Annotated in this window: 16 protein-coding genes; 3 read left to right on the forward strand and 13 right to left on the reverse strand. The window is 63.8% G+C overall.

Annotated features, from left to right (window positions below; all coding sequences use genetic code 11):
* Positions 1-6 precede the first annotated feature (6 nt).
* The 8 genes from CLU91_RS06020 to CLU91_RS06055 form a co-directional block, all read right to left on the reverse strand.
* A complete protein-coding gene (locus tag CLU91_RS06020; protein ID WP_100873431.1) occupies positions 7-456 on the reverse strand; it encodes an agglutinin biogenesis protein MshP in 450 nt (149 codons plus the stop codon).
* Complete coding sequence (locus CLU91_RS06025) at positions 453-1,334, reverse strand: prepilin-type N-terminal cleavage/methylation domain-containing protein (protein WP_100873432.1); 882 nt, start codon at positions 1,332-1,334, stop codon at positions 453-455. Before CLU91_RS06025 ends, CLU91_RS06020 begins: the two co-directional genes overlap by 4 nt.
* On the reverse strand, positions 1,331-1,960 hold the full coding sequence (locus tag CLU91_RS06030) for a prepilin-type N-terminal cleavage/methylation domain-containing protein (RefSeq protein ID WP_232730641.1): 630 nt from the start codon (positions 1,958-1,960) through the stop codon (positions 1,331-1,333). The genes CLU91_RS06025 and CLU91_RS06030 overlap by 4 nt, the downstream gene beginning before the upstream one ends.
* Positions 1,947-2,525 (reverse strand): pilus assembly FimT family protein, encoded by a 579-nt coding sequence (locus tag CLU91_RS06035; RefSeq protein WP_100873434.1) that lies wholly within the window; start codon positions 2,523-2,525, stop codon positions 1,947-1,949. The genes CLU91_RS06030 and CLU91_RS06035 overlap by 14 nt, the downstream gene beginning before the upstream one ends.
* A gap of 123 nt (positions 2,526-2,648) precedes the next feature.
* Positions 2,649-3,128, reverse strand: coding sequence for a type II secretion system protein (locus tag CLU91_RS28685; protein ID WP_100873435.1), 480 nt, complete (start codon positions 3,126-3,128; stop codon positions 2,649-2,651).
* Between the two features lie 60 nt (positions 3,129-3,188).
* The gene (locus CLU91_RS06045; protein WP_100873436.1) at positions 3,189-3,740 is read right to left on the reverse strand and encodes a type II secretion system protein; all 552 of its coding nucleotides are present in this window, start codon (positions 3,738-3,740) and stop codon (positions 3,189-3,191) included.
* On the reverse strand, positions 3,737-4,969 hold the full coding sequence (locus tag CLU91_RS06050) for a type II secretion system F family protein (protein WP_100873437.1): 1,233 nt from the start codon (positions 4,967-4,969) through the stop codon (positions 3,737-3,739). The genes CLU91_RS06045 and CLU91_RS06050 overlap by 4 nt, the downstream gene beginning before the upstream one ends.
* Before the next feature lies 1 nt (position 4,970).
* Entirely contained in the window at positions 4,971-6,674 is a 1,704-nt protein-coding gene (locus tag CLU91_RS06055; protein ID WP_099763383.1) for a GspE/PulE family protein, read from the reverse strand.
* A 282-nt stretch (positions 6,675-6,956) separates the two neighbouring features.
* On the opposite strand from CLU91_RS06055, the gene CLU91_RS06065 reads away from it, so the two are divergent.
* The 3 genes from CLU91_RS06065 (at position 6,957) to CLU91_RS06075 (ending at position 12,954) form a co-directional block, all read left to right on the forward strand.
* On the forward strand, positions 6,957-7,322 hold the full coding sequence (locus CLU91_RS06065; protein WP_100873438.1) for a YgiW/YdeI family stress tolerance OB fold protein: 366 nt from the start codon (positions 6,957-6,959) through the stop codon (positions 7,320-7,322).
* 233 nt (positions 7,323-7,555) lie between these two features.
* Complete coding sequence (locus CLU91_RS06070) at positions 7,556-12,034, forward strand: PAS domain-containing protein (RefSeq protein WP_157814622.1); 4,479 nt, start codon at positions 7,556-7,558, stop codon at positions 12,032-12,034.
* On the forward strand, positions 12,031-12,954 hold the full coding sequence (locus CLU91_RS06075) for a diguanylate cyclase domain-containing protein (RefSeq protein ID WP_100873440.1): 924 nt from the start codon (positions 12,031-12,033) through the stop codon (positions 12,952-12,954). The genes CLU91_RS06070 and CLU91_RS06075 overlap by 4 nt, the downstream gene beginning before the upstream one ends.
* 10 nt (positions 12,955-12,964) lie before the next feature.
* On the opposite strand, the gene CLU91_RS06080 is transcribed toward CLU91_RS06075, so the two are convergent.
* From CLU91_RS06080 to CLU91_RS06100, 5 genes are all read right to left on the reverse strand, one after another.
* Positions 12,965-13,420: a MaoC family dehydratase gene (locus tag CLU91_RS06080; RefSeq protein ID WP_100873441.1), complete on the reverse strand. Its 456-nt coding sequence runs from the start codon at positions 13,418-13,420 to the stop codon at positions 12,965-12,967.
* Complete coding sequence (locus CLU91_RS06085) at positions 13,413-13,901, reverse strand: MaoC family dehydratase (protein WP_100873442.1); 489 nt, start codon at positions 13,899-13,901, stop codon at positions 13,413-13,415. Before CLU91_RS06085 ends, CLU91_RS06080 begins: the two co-directional genes overlap by 8 nt.
* Complete coding sequence (locus CLU91_RS06090) at positions 13,898-15,043, reverse strand: acyl-CoA dehydrogenase family protein (protein WP_100873443.1); 1,146 nt, start codon at positions 15,041-15,043, stop codon at positions 13,898-13,900. Before CLU91_RS06090 ends, CLU91_RS06085 begins: the two co-directional genes overlap by 4 nt.
* Positions 15,044-15,059: 16 nt before the next feature.
* Positions 15,060-16,250 (reverse strand): acyl-CoA dehydrogenase family protein, encoded by a 1,191-nt coding sequence (locus CLU91_RS06095; RefSeq protein ID WP_100873444.1) that lies wholly within the window; start codon positions 16,248-16,250, stop codon positions 15,060-15,062.
* 365 nt (positions 16,251-16,615) lie between these two features.
* The gene (locus tag CLU91_RS06100) at positions 16,616-18,205 is read right to left on the reverse strand and encodes an aspartate:alanine exchanger family transporter (RefSeq protein ID WP_100873445.1); all 1,590 of its coding nucleotides are present in this window, start codon (positions 18,203-18,205) and stop codon (positions 16,616-16,618) included.
* Positions 18,206-18,347 lie beyond the last annotated feature (142 nt).

An 18,347-nucleotide genomic window follows, 5' to 3' on the forward strand; every position in this document is an offset into this window, starting at 1 on the left:
GCGTATTTAAAACTCGGCCTGCACGACGCGCTGCACATAATCGGGATGGTTGGTGGCATTGGCAGTGGCGCACACGCCACCCACAGGCTGGTTGCAGGCGGTCGCAATCACCTGGAAACGGGGCAATGCGCCGGCCGCCTGCGTGCAGCGCACGGTCACGCTAAAGCCGCTCAGTGCGCTATTCGCGGGCAAGGCAAAATCGCGGCTGGCTTCGCAACTGCCGTTGACGCGCTGCCGGTACACGCCCCACTCCATGCCGGCGCGGGCCGCCTGGTAGGCGCGCGCGCCCTGCACGTCCAGCGCCGACTCGGCATGCTGCATGGTGGAAATGGAGAGCAGCGCCACGCCCAGCGCGGACAGCACCACCAGCAGGAAGATGGCGGTGACGATGCTGAAGCCGCGCGCCGGACGGCATGGCCGGCACCGCTGCGGCATGGAAGATAGGGATAGTCTCATGGCGAATTATTGACCTGTGCCTGTTGCACCAGCGTGATCTGGCCAGCGTTGCCGCCGGGTGCGCCCAGGGTCAGGCTGACACTGACCAGGCCGCGCTGCAGGTTGGGCAGCGTAGCGAAGGAAAAGTCGCAACGGGCCACCTGATTGGCCATCAGCGCCGCAGACGGCGCGCCGGTCAGCGCCGCTGTGCTCACCGGTTGGGCGGGCTGGATGTCATAGCCGGCATAGCGCGTCAGCGTGCCCGTGCCATTCGCATTCGGCGCGCAATGATAGGTCACGACGGTACTGACCACCTGGAAACGATAGCTGAGGGAAGGCATGGAGGGTGTTTGCGCGACAAAGGGGTTCTTGACCAGCGTGACATCGATGCCGCTGATGGAAGCGACCTGGGCGCGGTTGCACTGCCCGCTGCAATCATAGGCGTCCACAGGAGGCTGATCGCCCAGATTGTTGACGACGATAAAGTCGCCGGGAACGATGGTTTGCACGCCGGACGGCGCAGCGCCGACGATGGTAAATACATCCAGGTTGCCCGGCGTGAGGGGATCGAAGGCCAGCACATTGCCCGGTATCGTGTTCGGGTCGTCTTCCGACAGATAGCGCCCGCCCGTCTTGGTCAGCAGCAGCTCCAGATACTTCCCATCGGGCGTCACGCGCACGCTGTTGGGCAAGGCCAGGCGCACGTCGCGCGTGATGCGCCGCGATGCCAAATCGGCCGCGTCCGCCAGTTCGGCGCGGGCGCTGACATCGAGGTAACTTTGTATGGGGGCACGGATGAACACCGTCACCATGCCGGCGACGATGGCCGTAATGACGATCACCACGATCAGTTCGATCAAGGTGAAACCACACTGCCGGGGGCGTAAAGAAATCATCATGGCACGGCATTGCCTGCGTAGCGCGTGCGGTAGCCGGCCAGCACGAGCTGTTGATTCGCGCCATACGTCACGGTGACCGTGATGCGCAAGACATTCATGTTGACAGGCGGGGCGTCCGAAGGCAGCATGGCGCCGGCCGGCCCCAGTCCCGCGTCGGGGCTGATGGCCACGCTCACCTTATAGCCGTCAGGAAGCAATTTTCCGGCCACGTCCTCCTTGTAGCTCACGGCAGTGTTGAAGGCACGCACATAGTCGCTGACATTGTAATACGGCCGCCCCGTGGCGGGCACCGTCGCGCTGACATTTTGCGGCGTGTTGCAGCCGGTGGGATTGGTGGCACTGTCGAACGGTGCGGCATTCGTCGCCACATCGGCGGCCGGATCGGCGAGCGGGTCGCAAAACGTAAACCGTGCCCCTTCGATCTCATCGAGCATGGCTTCGGCGATGGCCAGCGCCTGCTTGCGCAATTGCGGATCGGCGCTGCTGGCCGTGGTGCGCGTAAAAATTTGCAGCAGGCCCACCACGGCGATGCTGACCACCACGATGAAAATGACAAGCTCGATCAGGGTCACGCCGCGCTGCCCCGGCCCGCGCGCCGCCATGGCGACGCCCTTAGTAGTGGACATAGCCCGTTTCCCCTTCGACGATGATGTTGCGCGTCATGCCGCCGTCCTTGATACCGATGCTGATGCGCGCGGGAAAAGTCGATACGGGTTCGGCGTCGGCCGCCTTGAACGGGCGGCCCAGGGCATTGAAATAAAAAGCGGCGATGTCCAACGGCGAGCTGTAGCTGATCTTGCCGGGTGCCGCTTCGCACAGCCATGCCGTGGTATTGGCGCAAGCGGTCAAGGTGGCTTTGCGGCCGCTGTTGCCGCCCGCAGGCGGCAAGACGCGGTTGGCCGCGTCGCAGGCAGTATTGAAACACAGGGCCATGCGGGTGCCGTCGAGCTGCACGAAGACGGGACGGTTTTGCGCGATCGCCAGTTTTTGCGCATAGCGCAGCATGCTCACGTTTTGATCGGCAAAGCTGCGCGCATCAAAACTGTCTTGCCGGAAGAAACGCGGCATGGCGACGGCTGCCAGCAGGCCTCCCACCACCAGCACGGCAATCAGCTCGACCAGGGTGAAGCCGCGCTGCCGCCGCCCACGGCTGGCAGGCCCGGCAAACATCAAACCTGCTGCAGACAGCATCGTGGACACCTGTGGCAATGAGCGGCATGCCGGAAGAAACATGCCCTGAAGAATGAAAAACGCCTGGCAAGCCAGGCGGATCGCCTGCGGCGCGCATGGCCGCAGCAGGCGGAGCTTACGTCATCAGCAATCTGTCTTGGCAGCGGCAGCGGTCGGCGCGGGACCCACCAACGCGGCCGCAGTGGCCGAGGCGAGCGTATAGGTAAACGCGCATTTGAGATGGTCGGCATCGGCGGCGATCGAGACGGGGCCCGTTCCCGAAAATTCGTAGTCATCCAAACCACCAGCCGCCACTACGATGCCGGCAGCGTCAGGATAGCCATTCGTCATGGTGATGTCCTGGCCTTCCATCTTCACTTTGACGGGCGCGGTGGTGGGTGAGCCATCGACCAGCCATTGTGCGTGAGCCAGGGAAGAAGCGGCCTGTACTGAGGCGCGGGCGCCGTTGACTTTCGCCAGGCGGGCGTCGGACGACAAACTGCTAAAACGGGGAATCGCGGTGGCCGCGAGGATGCCCAGGATGACGATGACGACGACTAACTCGATCAGCGTAAAGCCCGCTTGGCTACCTTGTTGAAAACGACGAATTGACTGCAGTTTCATGCTGATCTCCAAAAAATCAAAAAAACAATGCTGGCAAAATTTGCCGGCAGAATAGAAAAGCTATTTCAGCCCGCCCGCCTCGCCCAACTGTATCAGCGCCACCTGCGGCGCATCAACCGGCGTTGAGGGCTGGGTCCGGGTAGCGGACGCTTGCCGCAAGCTTACCTTGAATCGAAGCAACTCGGAATAGCTGGCACCGAAACTGTTGCTTCGATTTAATATATATATCAATTCTGCATTACTTCTATCAAAAAACCAATGACTTTGGGGAAGTTTTTCCATCTCCGGCGCGCTATAGGCGCCCAAATAATTGGCCGGCTTCTCAGCCAGCCAATCGATGGGGTTTTGCCCCGCCAGCGCCGGTAACTGGTTTTGCCGGTCGGACGCATACAGTTCCAGCACCTGCATGCGCAGCCCCGTGCGCAGCGCCAGCAGCGTTTGCTGCACGGCAACCCGCTCCGCTTCCTGCTGGACTACCTCCATTCGGCCCAGCAGCACGACCGCCAGCACGGCGATGACGGACGCCACGACGGCCAGCTCAAACAAGGTAAAGCCGCGCTGCCTTGCCTTGCCAGCCAAGATGTTGTTTTTTGACGCAATGCGCGGCCTCATTTGTGCAGGGCCACCTTGCCCAGGTCCCACACGGGCAGGAAGATACCCAGCGCCAGCACCAGCACCATGGCGCCAAGAAAAGCGATCAGGATGGGTTCGATCTGCGCGGACAAGGTCTTCAATTCGTAATCGACTTCGCGCTCGTACATCTGGGCGATTTCATCCATCAAGTCATCGAGCGAACCGGACTCTTCACCGACGGCGATCATTTGCAGCACCACCGGCGTGAAGACGCCTGCCGCCACCGAGGTGCGCAAGATGCTGTCGCCGCGCTCGACGCCGTCGCGCATCTGCTCGACGCGGGCGCACAGATAGGCGTTATCCACCGTCTGCGACACCACCGTCAGCGCCTGCACGATGGGCACGCCGCTGGTACTGGACAGGGCGAAGCTGCGCGCGAAACGCGCCATCGTGCCTTTCAGGATGATCTTGCCGGCGATAGGAAATTTCAACTTGTAGCGATCCCACGTATAGCGGCCAGACACGGTGCGCAGCCAGGCCTTGAATCCGGCGATCGCGGCGATCGTCAGTACCAGCAGCAAAGGCCAATACGCCACCATGAACGCCGACGTGCCGATCAGGATGCGCGTCATCAAGGGCAGTTCGGCATTGAAGCTGGCAAACACTTTCACGAACTGGGGAATCACGAACATATTGACGATGACCATGGCGATGATCATCGCCGCGATCACGAAGGTGGGGTAGCGCGTGGCCGACTTCACGCGCGCGCGCATGTCGCGGTCGAACTCCAGGTGGTCGAACAATCGCAGGAAGACTTCATCGAGGCGCCCCGTCATTTCGCCCACGCGCACCATCGACAGGTAAAACGGCGTGAACACCGTGGGGTGGCGCGCCATGGCGGCCGACAGTTCGCGGCCCGCGTCGAGCGATTCGCGCACATCCTTGATGATGCGCCCGAACGCGGGGCTGATGGCGGACTCCTGCAGGCCGGCCAGGCCGCGCATGATGGGCACGCCCGCCTTGAGCAGGGTGTACAACTGGCGGCTGAACAGCTGCACATCCATCGAACTGACTTTTTTCTCCGTCAGTTTTTGCCACCAGCCGATATCGGCGCCGGTAGTGGCGGCTTTTTTGGTCACCAGGATTTCCACCGGCGTCGCGCCGGTGGAAAACAACTGGTCGGCCACGGCGCCGCTGTCGGCGCCTTCCATCACGCCGGTCAGCAGCTCGCCGCTGGCATTGCGTGCCTTGTAGGAGAAAAATGGCACCTCAATCCTCGCTCTGGTTGCTGATGCGCATCGCTTCCATCACCGTCGTGCGTCCCTGTACCACCAGCTGCACGGCGTGGCGGCGCAGGGTGTCGCCTGCCATCTGCGCCGTCGCCACCTTCATGAAGTGGGACGGATCGGCATGGTTGGCGGCATCGGCCACGGCGCGCGTGATTTCCAGCAATTCGTACACGCCCGTGCGGCCCCGATAACCCATGCCATTGCAATGCGAACAGCCCTTGCCATGGAAATACTGGTTGCGCTCGACCAGCTCGCCCAGTTCCAGGCGCAGCCATTCGTACTCGTTCGGCGTGGGCACGTAGGGCGTGCTGCAGCTTTCGCAGATCACGCGCACCAGGCGCTGCGCCAGCACGGCTTGCAGCGAGCTGCCCACCATGTAGCGCGGCACGCCCATGTCCATCAGGCGCAGCGGCGTGCTGATGGCGTCGTTGGTGTGCAGCGTCGACAGCACCAGGTGACCCGTCATGGCGGCGCGCAGGCCAATTTGCGCCGTTTCCTGGTCGCGCATCTCGCCGACGAGCACGATATCGGGATCTTGCCGCAGGGCCGAGCGCAGCACGCGGGCAAAGCTCAGCTCGATCTTCTCGTTCACTTGCACCTGGTTGATGCCGGACAAGCGGTACTCGACCGGGTCTTCCACCGTGATGAGCTTTTTTTCCACGGAATTGAGTTCGGCCAGGGCGCAGTACAAGGTCGTCGTCTTGCCGCTACCGGTCGGCCCCGTCACCAGCACCAGGCCGTTCGGGCGGTTGACGATGGCGCGGAAACGTTCCACCAGCTGGGGCGGCATGCCGATGGCGTCCAGGCGCAAGGTCGTGCCGCCCTGGTTCAACAACCGCATCACCACCGATTCGCCGTATTGCGTCGGCATGGTGGAAATACGCACGTCGATGCGCTGGTTTTTCACGCGGATGGCGAAGCGGCCATCCTGCGGCAAGCGTTTTTCGGAAATATCCAGGTCCGACATCAGTTTTAGCCGCAGCGCCAGCGAACTGGCGATCTTGCTGTCCGCTTCCGTCTGCAGGTGCAGCACGCCGTCGATGCGGAAACGGATCTGCAGCCGGCCTTCCTGCGGTTCGATGTGGATGTCCGAGGCGCGCACCTGCGTGGCATCCTCGAACACCGATTGCAGCAGCTTGACGATGGGCGCCTCTTCCAGGCCCGGATTGGCGGCCAGCGCGCCAAAGTCGACGGACACGTCGCCCAGGTCTTGCTCCAGCTCGCGCGTCAGGGTGGAAATATCCTCCGTGCGGCGGTAGATGCGGTCGATGGCGGCCAGCACTTCCGTTTCATTGACAACAGCGAGCTCGATATGGCGCTTGACCAGGCGCGAGATTTCATCGTACGCGAACAGGTCGGTGGGATCGGACATGCCGACCAGCAAGCCCTCGCGCCGGTCTTCCAGCACCAGTGCGCGGAAGCGCCGCGCCTGGGTTTCCGGCAACAGCCGCACCAGTTCCGGATTGATGTTGAAAAATTTCAGGTTGATGTAGGGAATGTCGAGCTGGCGCGCCAGGGCGCCCGAAATCTGCTCTTCCGTGACAAAACCGTGCTCGACAAAAACGCGGCCCAGCTTGCGCCCCGAGCGCTTCTGTTCCGTCAAGGCCTGTCCCAACTGTTCTTCCGTCAGCAATTTCTGCTGCACCAAAATTTCACCGAGCCGGACTTTCTCTGGCCTTGCCATGCTTGCTCCTCGACAGATGCTTCAGACGATGCACACCAGCGGCGTGCGGGGGTATTTTATTCCAGAACCTGTTGTTTCTTAAAGAAAATACATTCCGTGGCTTGATTTTCGCGCATTTCAACACTCCGAAAGGAAACACTTGCCGCCCGTGCGCGCGCATGGCACTGCCTTTCGGCGAGCACGGGCAGCGTGCTGGCGAACGTACCCGATGGCAATGCCGGTGCTATCATTGCCCGCACCGCCGTGTTTTTCTGATAAGGCAGTCACTTTCAAAGGAATACCATGTCATTGCACCGTCAATTCATCGTCTCCCTGGCCGCCGCCAGCGCCTTGCTGGCCGGCAGCGCGCAAGCCCAATACGTGGGGCCGACGGCCGGCCCTACCGCGCCCAGCAGCGTAGCCGCCATCCTGAAAAATCCCGTCGATGACCAGGCTGTCGTGCTGCGCGGCCATTTGCTGCGCAAAGTGAGCAAGGAAAAATACACCTTCTCCGATGGCACGGCGGAAATCCGCGTGGACATCGACGACAAGGTCTTCATGAACCGCAAGATCGACGCCAAAACCCAGGTGGAAATCCGTGGCGAAGTGGAAAAAGACTTCATGGAAAGCCCGGAAATCGATGTCGACGTGCTGACCGTCGTTCCGTAAGCTGCATTGCCATCCCGCCGCCACGGCGGGATCGGTGTCACCCCTCTTCTGTATACCTTGCACAAGCTTTTTTCCATTCAAGAAGCTAGGCTTGTCAGCGCAATCAATTTCGTCTAGCATCTTTTCATTCAAGGTCAGCCAGCGCCTGCGTGAGCCTGCCTGTCGACTCATCCATTCTGGGAGCTTTCCGGGTGCAAGATTTGCCTTCGATACGCTCAAGAATTTCATGGCTGGTGCTCGCCTGGGTCATGCCGACGGCGCTCGTGTTTCTGCTGCTCGTGGCGCAAAGCTACACACGCGAACGCGAGCATGTCGTCAGCGAAACGGCGCAGGCGGCGCGGGCAGTCGCCGCCGCCGTCGAACGCGACCTGCACGGCGCCCAGATGGCCGCGCGCATCCTCGCCGCCTCGCCCGCCCTGCAGACGGACGACATCGGCGCCCTGCGCACTCTGGCCGACAGCCTGTTGCAGCCAGGCCTGGCCTTCATCGTCTCCGACGCCAGGGGACGCCAGTTGATCAATACGGCCCTGCCCGCCAACCAGGCACCGCCCCCCTTGCCGCAAAAATGGGCCGCCAGCATGGAACGCACGCGCGAGTACGGCAAGCCGCGGCTGACCAGCCTGCTCATGGCGCCGGACGAGGTGCCGCGGCTGGCGCTGAACCTGCCCTTGCCGCGTGCCCAGGGGGCTGCCCATGTGCTGACGGCGCTGTACCCGCCCGACTACCTGCCCGTGCTGCTGCGCGAACTGCACCTGCCTGCCTACCTGGGCGCGGCCATCATCAATGCCGACGGCATCAACGTGGCGCGCACCCTGGCGCCACAGCGCTACGTGGGCCAGCGCAGCGTGGCGCCCCTGCTGGAACAGATACGCCAGGCGCCCGAGGGCGTGCTGCGCCATGCCACCCTGGAAGACCTGGACGTCTACACGGGCTTTCGCCGCGCTCCCGACGACAGCTGGACGGTGGCCGTCACCATGCGCACCAGCACGGTGGCCGAGGCGCTGCTGGGCTCGGTAGTCACGGGTTCCGTCATCCTGGCCCTGCTGCTCGGTGCCGGCTTTGCCCTGGCCTGGCGCGTGGGCGGCCGCCTGGCCCGCACCCTGCAAGAACTGACTTTGCAGATCGACGCGCTGGCGCAGGGCAAACCCTTGCTCTCGAACAAGCACGCGGACCGCGAATCGGCCGACATGGCCAGCGCCCTGGGCGCGCTGGAACGCGACCTGCGGCGCCACCGCACGCAGCTTGAAAGCCTGGTGGCCGAACGCACGCTGGCTCTGGAAAAATCCACGCGCCTGCTGGAAACCGTGTACGCGACGGCACCGATCGGCATGCTGTTCGTGGGCCTGGACTTGCGCATCGTCATGATCAACCACTACCTGGCCGCCCTCCACGGCGCCAGCGTGACGCAGCATCTGGGCCGTCCCGTGGGCGCCATGCTGTGCGACGACGCCGTGCGCGCGGACGTGGAGCGCTGCGTGCGCCAGGTGCTGGCGACGGGCATGCCCATCGTCGACATGGAATTGAACGGCCACAGCGGCCGGCAGCGCGAACAGCTGAGTCATTGGATCATCTCGTATCACCCGATTTTCGGTCCGGAACAGCAGTTGCTGGGCGTGTCGGGCCTGTGGCTGGACGTCAGCGAGCGCAAGCGCAGCGAAGCCGAATTTCGCCACTCGAAACATTTGTTCGGCACCATCATCGAAAACATCCCGGCCATGGTCTTCGTCAAGCGCGCCGACAAGCTGAGCTTTGAAATGGTCAACCGCCACGCGGAACTGACCCTGGGACGCTCGCGCGAGCAATTGCTGGGCAAGACCGACCACGATTTCTTCCCGCCGCAGCAGGCGGCCGCCTTCGTCAGCGCCGACCGCAAGCTGCTGGCCACGGGGCAGATGGTGGAAATCGAACAGGAAGCGATCAATACGGCCGACGGCACCACGCGCCACTTCACCACGCGCAAGGTGGTCTTGCGCGACGATGCGGGGCGCGCCAGCCACGTGCTGGGGGTCTCGATCGACATCACGGAACGCAGGCGCGCCACCGAGGTGCTGCACGCCACCACCTGGCGCCTGGAACAGAACGAGCGCTTCATCCGCACCGTCACCGACAACCTGCCCGGCATGGTGTCGTACTGGGGCGCCGATCTGCGTTGCCGCTTCGCAAATAAATTCTATAACGAATGGTTTGGCCGCAGCAGCGCCGAACTGGCCGGCATCCACATGCGCGAATTGCTGGGGCAGGAACTGTTCGACGTGTATGCACACCATGTCGACGGCGTGCTGGCGGGCCGGCCGCAAAGCTTCGAGCGCGACCTGCTCGATCCCACGGGCCAGGTGTGCCACACGTGGACCAACTACATCCCCGATGTCGACGACGGCGGCGGCGTGCGCGGCTTCTTCGTGCTGGCCTCGGACGTCTCTGAACTCAAGCGCACGCAATTGCGCCTGCATGAACTCAACGAGCAAATGGTGCGCGCGCGCGACAAGGCCGAGGCGGCCAGTATCGCGAAGAGCGAATTCGTCGCCAACATGAGCCATGAAATCCGCACGCCGATGAACGCCATCATCGGCCTGGCGCGCCTGCTGGAAGAGTCGCCGCTGGAACGGCGCGAACGCAGCTATGTCGGCAAGATCCAGATGGCCACGCAGTCGCTGCTCAATATCGTCAACGACGTGCTCGATTTCTCCAAGATCGAGGCGGGACAGATGCTGCTGGAACAGCGCCGTTTCCAGCTCGAACGCATGCTGGGCAGCGTCAGCGTGCTGCTGGCCAACAGCGCCTGGGCGCGCGGCGTGGAGCCCGTCTTCGTGCTCGACCCCGGCGTGCCGGACGAACTGATCGGCGACGCCCTGCGCGTGGAGCAGATCCTCCTCAACCTGGTGGGTAACGCCGTCAAATTCACCGCGCATGGCGAAGTGGTGTTGTCCATCGGCATGCTGGCCGAGGATGCGGCCAGCGCCACGCTGGCGTTTTCCGTGCGCGACACGGGCATCGGCATAGCCGCGGCCGAACAGGAACGCATCTTCGACGCGTTTTCCCAGGGCGACAGCGGCACCAGCCGCAAATACGGCGGCACGGGACTGGGCCTGGCCATCTGCCGGCGCATGGTGGAATTGATGGGCGGCACCCTCAGCGTGACAAGCGCGCTGGGCGAAGGTTCCGACTTCCGCTTCAGCTGCCGCTTCGACAAGGCGGCACCACCGCCCGAGCCGCCCGGCAAGAGTACGCCCAAGGCCCTGTCGCTGCTGATCATCGACGACAACGCCAGCGTGCGCGCCATGCTGGCAGACTGGTGCGCGGCGCAAGGCTGGCACAGCCGCAGCGCCGACAGTGGCGCGGCCGGCCTGGCGCTGCTGCGCGCCAGCGCCAGCGGCCTGGACGGCTTGCCGCCGGCCGATCTTGTGCTGCTCGACGCGGCCATGCCCGGCATGGATGGCATTTCCATGCTCACCGAGGCGCGCGCCGACGAACACCTGGCGCTGCCGCCCGTGCTCATGCTGGTGGCCGACCAGGACAGCGAAAACCTCGAACGCCTGGCCGACAGCCTGATGCTGGCCGGCATCGTGTCGAAACCGGCGACCCCGGCGCGCCTGCTGGCGGCCGTCACCGCCGTGCGGGATGGACGCAATGGCCGTAGCGCCCCGTCCGCGCTGCCCGTGTCCACTCCTCTGTCGGGCTTGCTGGAAGGCATGCGCGTGCTGCTGGTGGAAGACAATGAAATCAACCAGGAAGTGGCGCAGTACATCTTGCTGCACTCGGGTGCGCGCGTGGCCATGGCCGCCAACGGCAGGCTGGCCGTCGACATGCTCACCAGCACGCCGCACGCCTGGGACGTGGTGCTGATGGATTTGCAGATGCCCGTCATGAATGGCTATGACGCCACGCTGGCCATCCGCGCGCTGGGCTTGCCGGACTTGCCCATCATCGCCATGACGGCCAATGCCATGCACGAGGACCGCCTGCGCGCGGTTGCCAGCGGCATGAATGCGCACGTGGCCAAGCCCATCGATGTCGACGACATGATCGAGACCCTGACGCGGCTGGTGCCGGCGCCCTTGGGTGCCGATAGCGCCTTGCAAGCAGCCGATGCAGCCACGCAGACGCCGGACCTGCCGGCCACGGTGCCCGGCATCGACCTGGCGGCGGCCCTGCAGCGCTTCGGCGGCGACTACGGCGCCTTCCTGGCCCTGCTCAAGCGGTTTGAGAATTCGCAAGGCGACGCCGTCGAAGAAACACGGCGCCTGCTGGCCGCTGGCCAGACACAGCAGGCGGCGCAGTTGCTGCACCGCGTCTGCGGCGTGGCGGCCAACCTGGGCGCCACGCACGTCGCCAGCCTGGCCGCCGAGGCGGAAAAGGCGCTGAAAACGGGGCCATCGCACGCCACGGCCGCCTTGCTGGGACAGCTGGAACGGGCGATGGCCGAAGTCATCAACGCGACGCGCACCCTGCCCTCGCCCCTGCGGCGCGGCCAGCCGCCAGCTGCCGCGCCCGGCAGCGCACCGCTCGACCTGCACGCCGGCCTGGCCGAACTGCTTGTATTGATCCGCAACAATAACCTGAAGGCGCTGGCGCACTTCCACGCCCTGCACCCCGCCCTGCAACAGTCAGACCGGGAAGCGGCCCTGGCGATGGCAAACGCGATCGAGACCCTGAATTTTTCCGAAGCGGAAAAACTCGTGCTCGATCAGCTGAAACGAGAGGAAAACAAGTGAGCTGGACCAACCTTGCCATGAACGGGCGCATCCTCATCGTCGATGACGCCATGGAAAACATCCAGATCCTGCACCAGTTACTGCGCGAGGAGCACGAGGTGCTGTTCGCCCTGAGCGGCGAGAAAGCGCTGGAAATTGCGCAGAATCAACTGCCGGACCTGATCCTGCTCGACGCCGTCATGCCCGGCATGGATGGCTATGCCGTGTGCAGCGCCTTGCGCGAATCGGCCCTCCTCTGCGCCATTCCCGTCATCTTCGTCACGGCCCTGAACCAACCCGAAGACGAGACACGGGCGCTGGAAGCGGGTGCCGTCGACTTCATCACGAAGCCGTTCAACGCGGCCGTCGTGCGCGCCCGCGTGCGCAGCCAGCTGACCATCAAGCGGCAAGCCGACGCCATGCGCGAACTGTCGCTGACGGACTCGCTGACGGGCGTGGCCAACCGGCGCAGCTTCAACGAGACCATGGACAGCGAATGGCGGCGCTGCGCGCGCGACGGCGTGCCGATGGCCCTCATCATGGCCGACATCGACCACTTCAAGGATTACAACGACACGTATGGCCACCAGGCGGGCGACCTGTGCCTGCAGCAGGTCAGCGCCGCCCTGCGCCGCTGCGCCGTGCGCCCGCCCGACCTGCTGGCGCGCTACGGCGGCGAGGAATTCATCATCCTGCTACCGCAGGAAACGCGCGAAGGCGCCGAGGTGGTGGCCCAGCGCATCCTCGACGAAGTGCGCGCGCTGGAAATTGCCCACGCCAGGTCCAGCGTCGGCCCCCACGTCACCGTCAGCCTGGGCATGGCCAGCGTCATGCCAACGGAAGGCATGGACCCCAGCGCCCTGATCCGCGCCGCCGACGCCCTGCTGTACCGCGCCAAGCATACGGGGCGGGACAGGTATTGCGCGTCGGAGGGGGCGTGAGATTGATTATTTACGGATAGCAGCGCATCAAAAACTCCGCCACGCACACGGGTTTCGCGTCACCTTCCCGCTCCATGGTGACGGCCCAGTTCACTTGCGCGCCTTCCGGCAAGTCCTCGACGGAAAGAATGTCGAGCCGCGCGCGCAAGCGGCTGCCGACGGGCACGGGGGCGGGAAAGCGCACCTTATTCAAACCGTAGTTGATGGCCATGCGGATGCCGGCCATATGCAAAGCGCCCTGCAGCATGGCGGGCAGCAAAGATAACGTCAGGAAACCGTGCGCCACGGTGCAGCCGTAGGGCGACTCGCGCGCGCAGCGCTCGGCGTCCACATGAATCCACTGGTGGTCGTCCGTGGCGTCGGCGAAGGTGTCGATGCGCTGCTGGGTGATGGTGAGCCAGTCGGAGACGGCCACATGCTGCCCCGCCAATGCCTGGAAACCGGCAATGCCGCCGATATCACGCATGGTGTTCTCCGGCAGGACGGCGGCCGAACATGCCCATGCCTTCGACGGTGGTCACCACCTCGCCGTGCTGGTTGCGCACGCTCCACACGGAAATGACGATACCGCGGTCCGGCTTCGACGTCGATGGGCGCACTTCCTTGACCTGGTAGGTCAGCTGCAAGGTGTCGCCGGCTCGCACGGGTTTGAGCCAGCGGATGCTGTCCAGGCCGGGCGAGCCCATGCTGGACGAGTGCTTGAGCAGATTGTCCACCACCAGGCGCATCATCATGCCGCAGGTGTGCCAGCCGCTGGCGATGACGCCTTTGAAGATGGTTTTTTCCGCCGCCGCATGGTCGACGTGAAACGGTTGCGGGTCGAAATCCGTGGCGAAGGCGATGATTTCCGCCTCCGTCACATGGCGCTGGCCCAGGTCGATTTCCAGGCCCTGCGTAAAGTCTTCGAAATACCAATGCTTGGGTTTGATTTCCGTCAATGCGGTCATGCGGCCTCCGTCGGCAAGAAGCCCGGCTGGGCGATAAAGCGCTCGATATGGTGCTCCACGTCGCCCAGGGTCAGGGCGATCATGGAGAGGCGCTTGAAATGGTGGGCGGCGGGCAATTCGTCCGTCACGCCCATGCCACCATGCAATTGCACGGCTTGCTGGCCGACAAATGTAGCGGCCAGCCCGACTCTCGCCTTGGCGGCGGACACCGTGCGGCGGCGCTCAGACGCATCCTCGCTGTCGACCTTGGCGGCGGCCAGCATGGCCATCGAACGGGCTTGCTCCAGGTGGATGAACATGTCGGCCATGCGGTGCTGCAAGGCCTGGAATTTGCCGATGGGCGCGCCGAACTGCTGGCGCGTTTTCAGGTATTCCAGAGTGGCGGCAAAGATGGCATCCATGGCGCCCACGGCTTCCGCGCACAGCAAGGCGGCGCCATAGTCGAGCGCTGCGTCCAGCACGGCCCAGCCCTGCCCCTTTTGTCCGATCAGGGCGTCCTGCCCCAGCACCACTTGCACCAGGGTCACGGTGGCGGCGCGCTGGCCGTCGATGGTGCGGTAATCGCGCACGGAAACGCCGGGCGCGTCAACGGGCACGAGGAACAGCGAAATGCCGTCCGTGTCAGCCTGGCTGCCGCCGCTGCGCGCCGACACGACGAGCGCGCCCGCCTGCGCGCCATGGATGACGACGGTTTTCTCGCCGTCCAGCACGAAACCGTCGCCGCTGGCGATGGCACTCGTGGCGATGTCGTGCATATCGTGCCGCGACTGGCGCTCGCCCAGCGCGCACGCGAGCTTCAGGCTGCCGCTGGCGACCTGTTCCAGCATGGCATCGTGGCCGCCCGCCAACGTGAGGAAACGCGCGCCCAGCACGGTGGCGAAATACGGTTCGACCACCAGGCCGCGACCCAGTTCCTGCATCACCAGCAGCATGTCGACGGCCGTGCCATCGAAACCGCCCGCGCCGGCCGGCAGCGGCAAGGCCGTCATGCCCAGCTCGGCCAGGGTGGCCCAGGCGGCATCGGACGTGCCCGTGGCCGAATGGATGATTTTTTGCCGCGTTTCAAACGGGTAATCTTTGTCGACCCAGCGCTTGAGCGCGTCGGCAAATTGCTGCTGTTCCTGATTAAAATGGAAGTCCATGTCGTCTCCTTCTGGCTTACAGGCCCAGGATCATCTGCGTGATGATGTTTTTCTGGATTTCATTCGAGCCGCCATAGATCGATGTCTTGCGGTAATTGAAGTAATACGCGGCCAGCGGCGCGGCCAGGTCGTCGCCAGCGCTGCTGTGCGGCGCGCTGCCGTCGAGAAATGCCGGGTCGAAGGGCAAGGCTTGCGGGCCGATGGCTTCCACCATCAGTTCCGTCAGCTGCTGCTGCAGCTCCGAGCCGCGCACCTTCAGCATCGAGGCCTGCGGTCCCGGCCCCTTGCCCTCGTCGCTGATGACGCGCAAGACCGTCATTTCCAACGCCATCAATTCGATTTCCAGGTGGGCCACCTTGGCGGCAAAGGCGGGATCGTGCAGCAGCGGCGCACCGCGCTTGGTTTGCTGCATGGCCAGCTGCTTGAGGAAAGTCAGCTCGCGCTTCGAGCGGCCGACGGCGGCGATGCCCGTGCGTTCATGGCCCAGCAGGTACTTGGCGTAAGTCCAGCCCTTGTTTTCCTGGCCGACCAGGTTGCTGACGGGCACGCGCACGTTGTCAAAAAAGACTTCGTTCACTTCATGTTCTTCATCGAGCATGATGATCGGGCGCACGGTGATGCCCGGCGTTTTCATGTCGATCAGCAAGAAACTGATGCCCTCCTGCTTGCGCACCGTGCTGTCGGTGCGCACCAGGCAAAAGATCATGTCGGCGTGCTGGCCCAGGGTGGTCCAGGTTTTCTGGCCATTCACGATGTAATGGTCGCCGTCGCGCTCGGCCGTGGTTTTCAGCGAGGCCAGGTCGGAACCGGCACCGGGCTCCGAATAGCCCTGGCACCACCAGTCGTCGCAATTCAAAATGCGCGGCAGATAATATGCTTTTTGTTCGGCGTTGGCGAAAGCCATGATGACGGGCGCCACCATATTGACGCCGAAAGGCAGGATGGGCGGCGTGGCGGCGCGCGCGCATTCGTCTTCCCAGATGTGGCGCTGCACGGCCGTCCAGCCCGTGCCGCCATGTTCGACGGGCCAGGCCGGCGCGGCCCAGCCTTGCTGCGCGACAATCTTGTGCCAGCGCACATAATCATCACGGTTCAGGCGCAGATGCTGGCGCACCTTGCGCTGCAAGTCCGCCGGCAGATGGGTGTCGAGGAAGGCGCGCAGCGTATCGCGGAAAGCCGTCTCCTCGGCCGTGTAATGCAGGTCCATGTCTGTCTCCTTGTTCTTATGAGTTGCCGTGATGACTGCACGCAAGGAAGCTCAGCGCACAAAAAAGCACGACCGTTCTCAATGATTGTACAACAGAATGGGAGACGCGCCAGCGGTTTTACGGTGGCTGGCGCGGCAAAGGGGAGCGGGTGGAACTGGCTGACTGCTGCCGTTGGCGGCTTGCGCCCAAAGCGGGCCTTGAATGGATGGAAAGGCTGGCCTCAGAAAAATCAAGACCACCATTCGAGCGGTCATGGAAGGTATCTACGGCGCTCCTGGCTGTATCGGCTACGTCCAGAAGAACTATCGCCATCATTCAGGAAGTCAGATTCATGCATTGTTTCGATGTCTGGCATTGACCGCCATCAGCCATACAGATGCAGCAACACTTGCACGGCAACGATCTTGACGATGGTCATGCTGGGAAAAATCATGGCGTAGCCCAGGTTCGGACGGTCCGACTTGGCCAGGCGGTTGGCGAACACCAGCACGGCCGGGTTGCCCGTGGCGCCGGCAGCAATGCCCAGCAATTCAGGAAACGGCAGGCGCAGGAAGATCTTGCCCAAAATCACCACGAGAGCCACCACCACCAGCACCGTCACGGCGCCGAGCACCAGCATGGGCAAGCCATCGGCGCCCACCTGCTGCACGAACGGCAAACCTGAGGCCATGCCGACGGAGGCGAGGAAAATCGTCAAGCCATAGTTGCGCATGACCAGGTTGGCCGACAGGGGCAAGCGCCAGCTGATCTTGCCGACGCGTCCCAAACGGCCCAAAATCAGCGCCATCACCAGCGGCCCGCCAGCCAGGCCCAGGCTGAACGAGCCTATCCACGGCAACGGGATCGGCACCAGGCCCAGCAGCACACCCAACACCATGCCCATGCCCAGCGAGACATAGCTGAATTCGGCCGTGGCCGTGATGGAATTGCCGAACAGCTTGCGCACGTCGGCCGCATGTTTCGCTGGCGCAATGGCCATCACCCTGTCGCCGAATTCCAGCGTCAGGAACGGGTGCGGCAGGATCATGGCGTCGCCACGGCGGATGAATGCGATCTGCAGCGGGAAGTCTTTTGCCAGGTTCAGCTCGCCCAGCGGCACGCCGACGATTTCCGCGTCCGACACGAACACTTCCGTGCCGTCGAACGCGCTGCGGTCCTTCATCAAGCGGCCCGGATCCAGGTGGCCCAGCGCCGTGCGTGCCGCTTCCACGCCTGCCACCGTGCCCGACACCATCAGCGCGTCGCCCACGCCGAGCACCAGGCCCGGATCAGGCAAGCGGTTCTGGTGGCCCTGGCGCACGCCGATCACTTGCACGCCCGCCAGCGGGCCATCGGCCAGTTCGGACAGGGCAGCGCCCGCCAATTTCGCTTCATCGATGGTAATTTCCGACACGACGATGGGCGCAGGCGGCGGCGTCAGCACGGGTTTTAGTATGCGCCCGGCCAGGTACAGGCCCAGCATGGGGCCGACGACGCCGAACGGATACGCGACGGCATAGCCGACGGCCGCGTCGCCATTGCCGTGCGACGCTTCCAGCGCCGCCTGCAGGGCCGCCGTGCTGGTCATGGCGCCGGCAAACACGCCGCTGGCCATACGCAGCGAGATATCGATCCACTGCCCGCCCCAGACGGACACGGCCAGGCCGCCCATGACGGCGGCAAAGGCGATCAGATTGTGTTTCTGGCCCGCGCCGCGCAAGCCGGCGAAAAATTGCACGCCATACTGCACGCCTATGCCATACAGAAACAGCAGCAAGCCGATGGAACCGACCATGGGCGGCGGCACGGAACCAGGAGCGAAGGCGCCCAGCGCCAGCCCCGCGAACAGCACGCCGCCCACGCCCAGCGAAAAACCGAACACGCTGATACGCCCCAGCGCATAACCGGCGCCAATGACGAGAAACAGGGCGAGGATCGGCGTGGACTCCAGCGTGTGGCGAAATAATTGAAGCATCAGGAACCTTGGTCTGGGGAAGGCCCAGTTTAACATGCACAAAAGCAACACGATGGCGATGACGCCAAGCAAGCGTGCGCAACTTTGCGCCTTCAAAACGGGCAAAAAAAAGCCCGCTGCGGGAGCGGGCTGAATCTAATTC

Source organism: Janthinobacterium sp. 64 (genome assembly GCF_002813325.1).
In the GTDB taxonomy this organism is placed as follows: Bacteria; Pseudomonadota; Gammaproteobacteria; order Burkholderiales; family Burkholderiaceae_D; genus Janthinobacterium.

What these genes read in the sequence shown, in the direction of transcription:
- CLU91_RS06035 (WP_100873434.1), bottom strand. Translation starts at nt 2,525, where the DNA reads ATGCTGTCTGCAGCAGGTTTGATGTTTGCCGGGCCTGCCAGCCGTGGG.
- CLU91_RS06025 (WP_100873432.1), bottom strand. Translation starts at nt 1,334, where the DNA reads ATGATGATTTCTTTACGCCCCCGGCAGTGTGGTTTCACCTTGATCGAA.
- CLU91_RS06045 (WP_100873436.1), bottom strand. Translation starts at nt 3,740, where the DNA reads ATGAGGCCGCGCATTGCGTCAAAAAACAACATCTTGGCTGGCAAGGCA.
- CLU91_RS06095 (WP_100873444.1), bottom strand. Translation starts at nt 16,250, where the DNA reads ATGGACCTGCATTACACGGCCGAGGAGACGGCTTTCCGCGATACGCTG.
- CLU91_RS28685 (WP_100873435.1), bottom strand. Translation starts at nt 3,128, where the DNA reads ATGAAACTGCAGTCAATTCGTCGTTTTCAACAAGGTAGCCAAGCGGGC.
- CLU91_RS06055 (WP_099763383.1), bottom strand. Translation starts at nt 6,674, where the DNA reads ATGGCAAGGCCAGAGAAAGTCCGGCTCGGTGAAATTTTGGTGCAGCAG.
- CLU91_RS06020 (WP_100873431.1), bottom strand. Translation starts at nt 456, where the DNA reads ATGAGACTATCCCTATCTTCCATGCCGCAGCGGTGCCGGCCATGCCGT.
- CLU91_RS06085 (WP_100873442.1), bottom strand. Translation starts at nt 13,901, where the DNA reads ATGACCGCATTGACGGAAATCAAACCCAAGCATTGGTATTTCGAAGAC.
- CLU91_RS06090 (WP_100873443.1), bottom strand. Translation starts at nt 15,043, where the DNA reads ATGGACTTCCATTTTAATCAGGAACAGCAGCAATTTGCCGACGCGCTC.
- CLU91_RS06100 (WP_100873445.1), bottom strand. Translation starts at nt 18,205, where the DNA reads ATGCTTCAATTATTTCGCCACACGCTGGAGTCCACGCCGATCCTCGCC.
- CLU91_RS06080 (WP_100873441.1), bottom strand. Translation starts at nt 13,420, where the DNA reads ATGCGTGATATCGGCGGCATTGCCGGTTTCCAGGCATTGGCGGGGCAG.
- CLU91_RS06030 (WP_232730641.1), bottom strand. Translation starts at nt 1,960, where the DNA reads ATGTCCACTACTAAGGGCGTCGCCATGGCGGCGCGCGGGCCGGGGCAG.
- CLU91_RS06065 (WP_100873438.1), top strand. Translation starts at nt 6,957, where the DNA reads ATGTCATTGCACCGTCAATTCATCGTCTCCCTGGCCGCCGCCAGCGCC.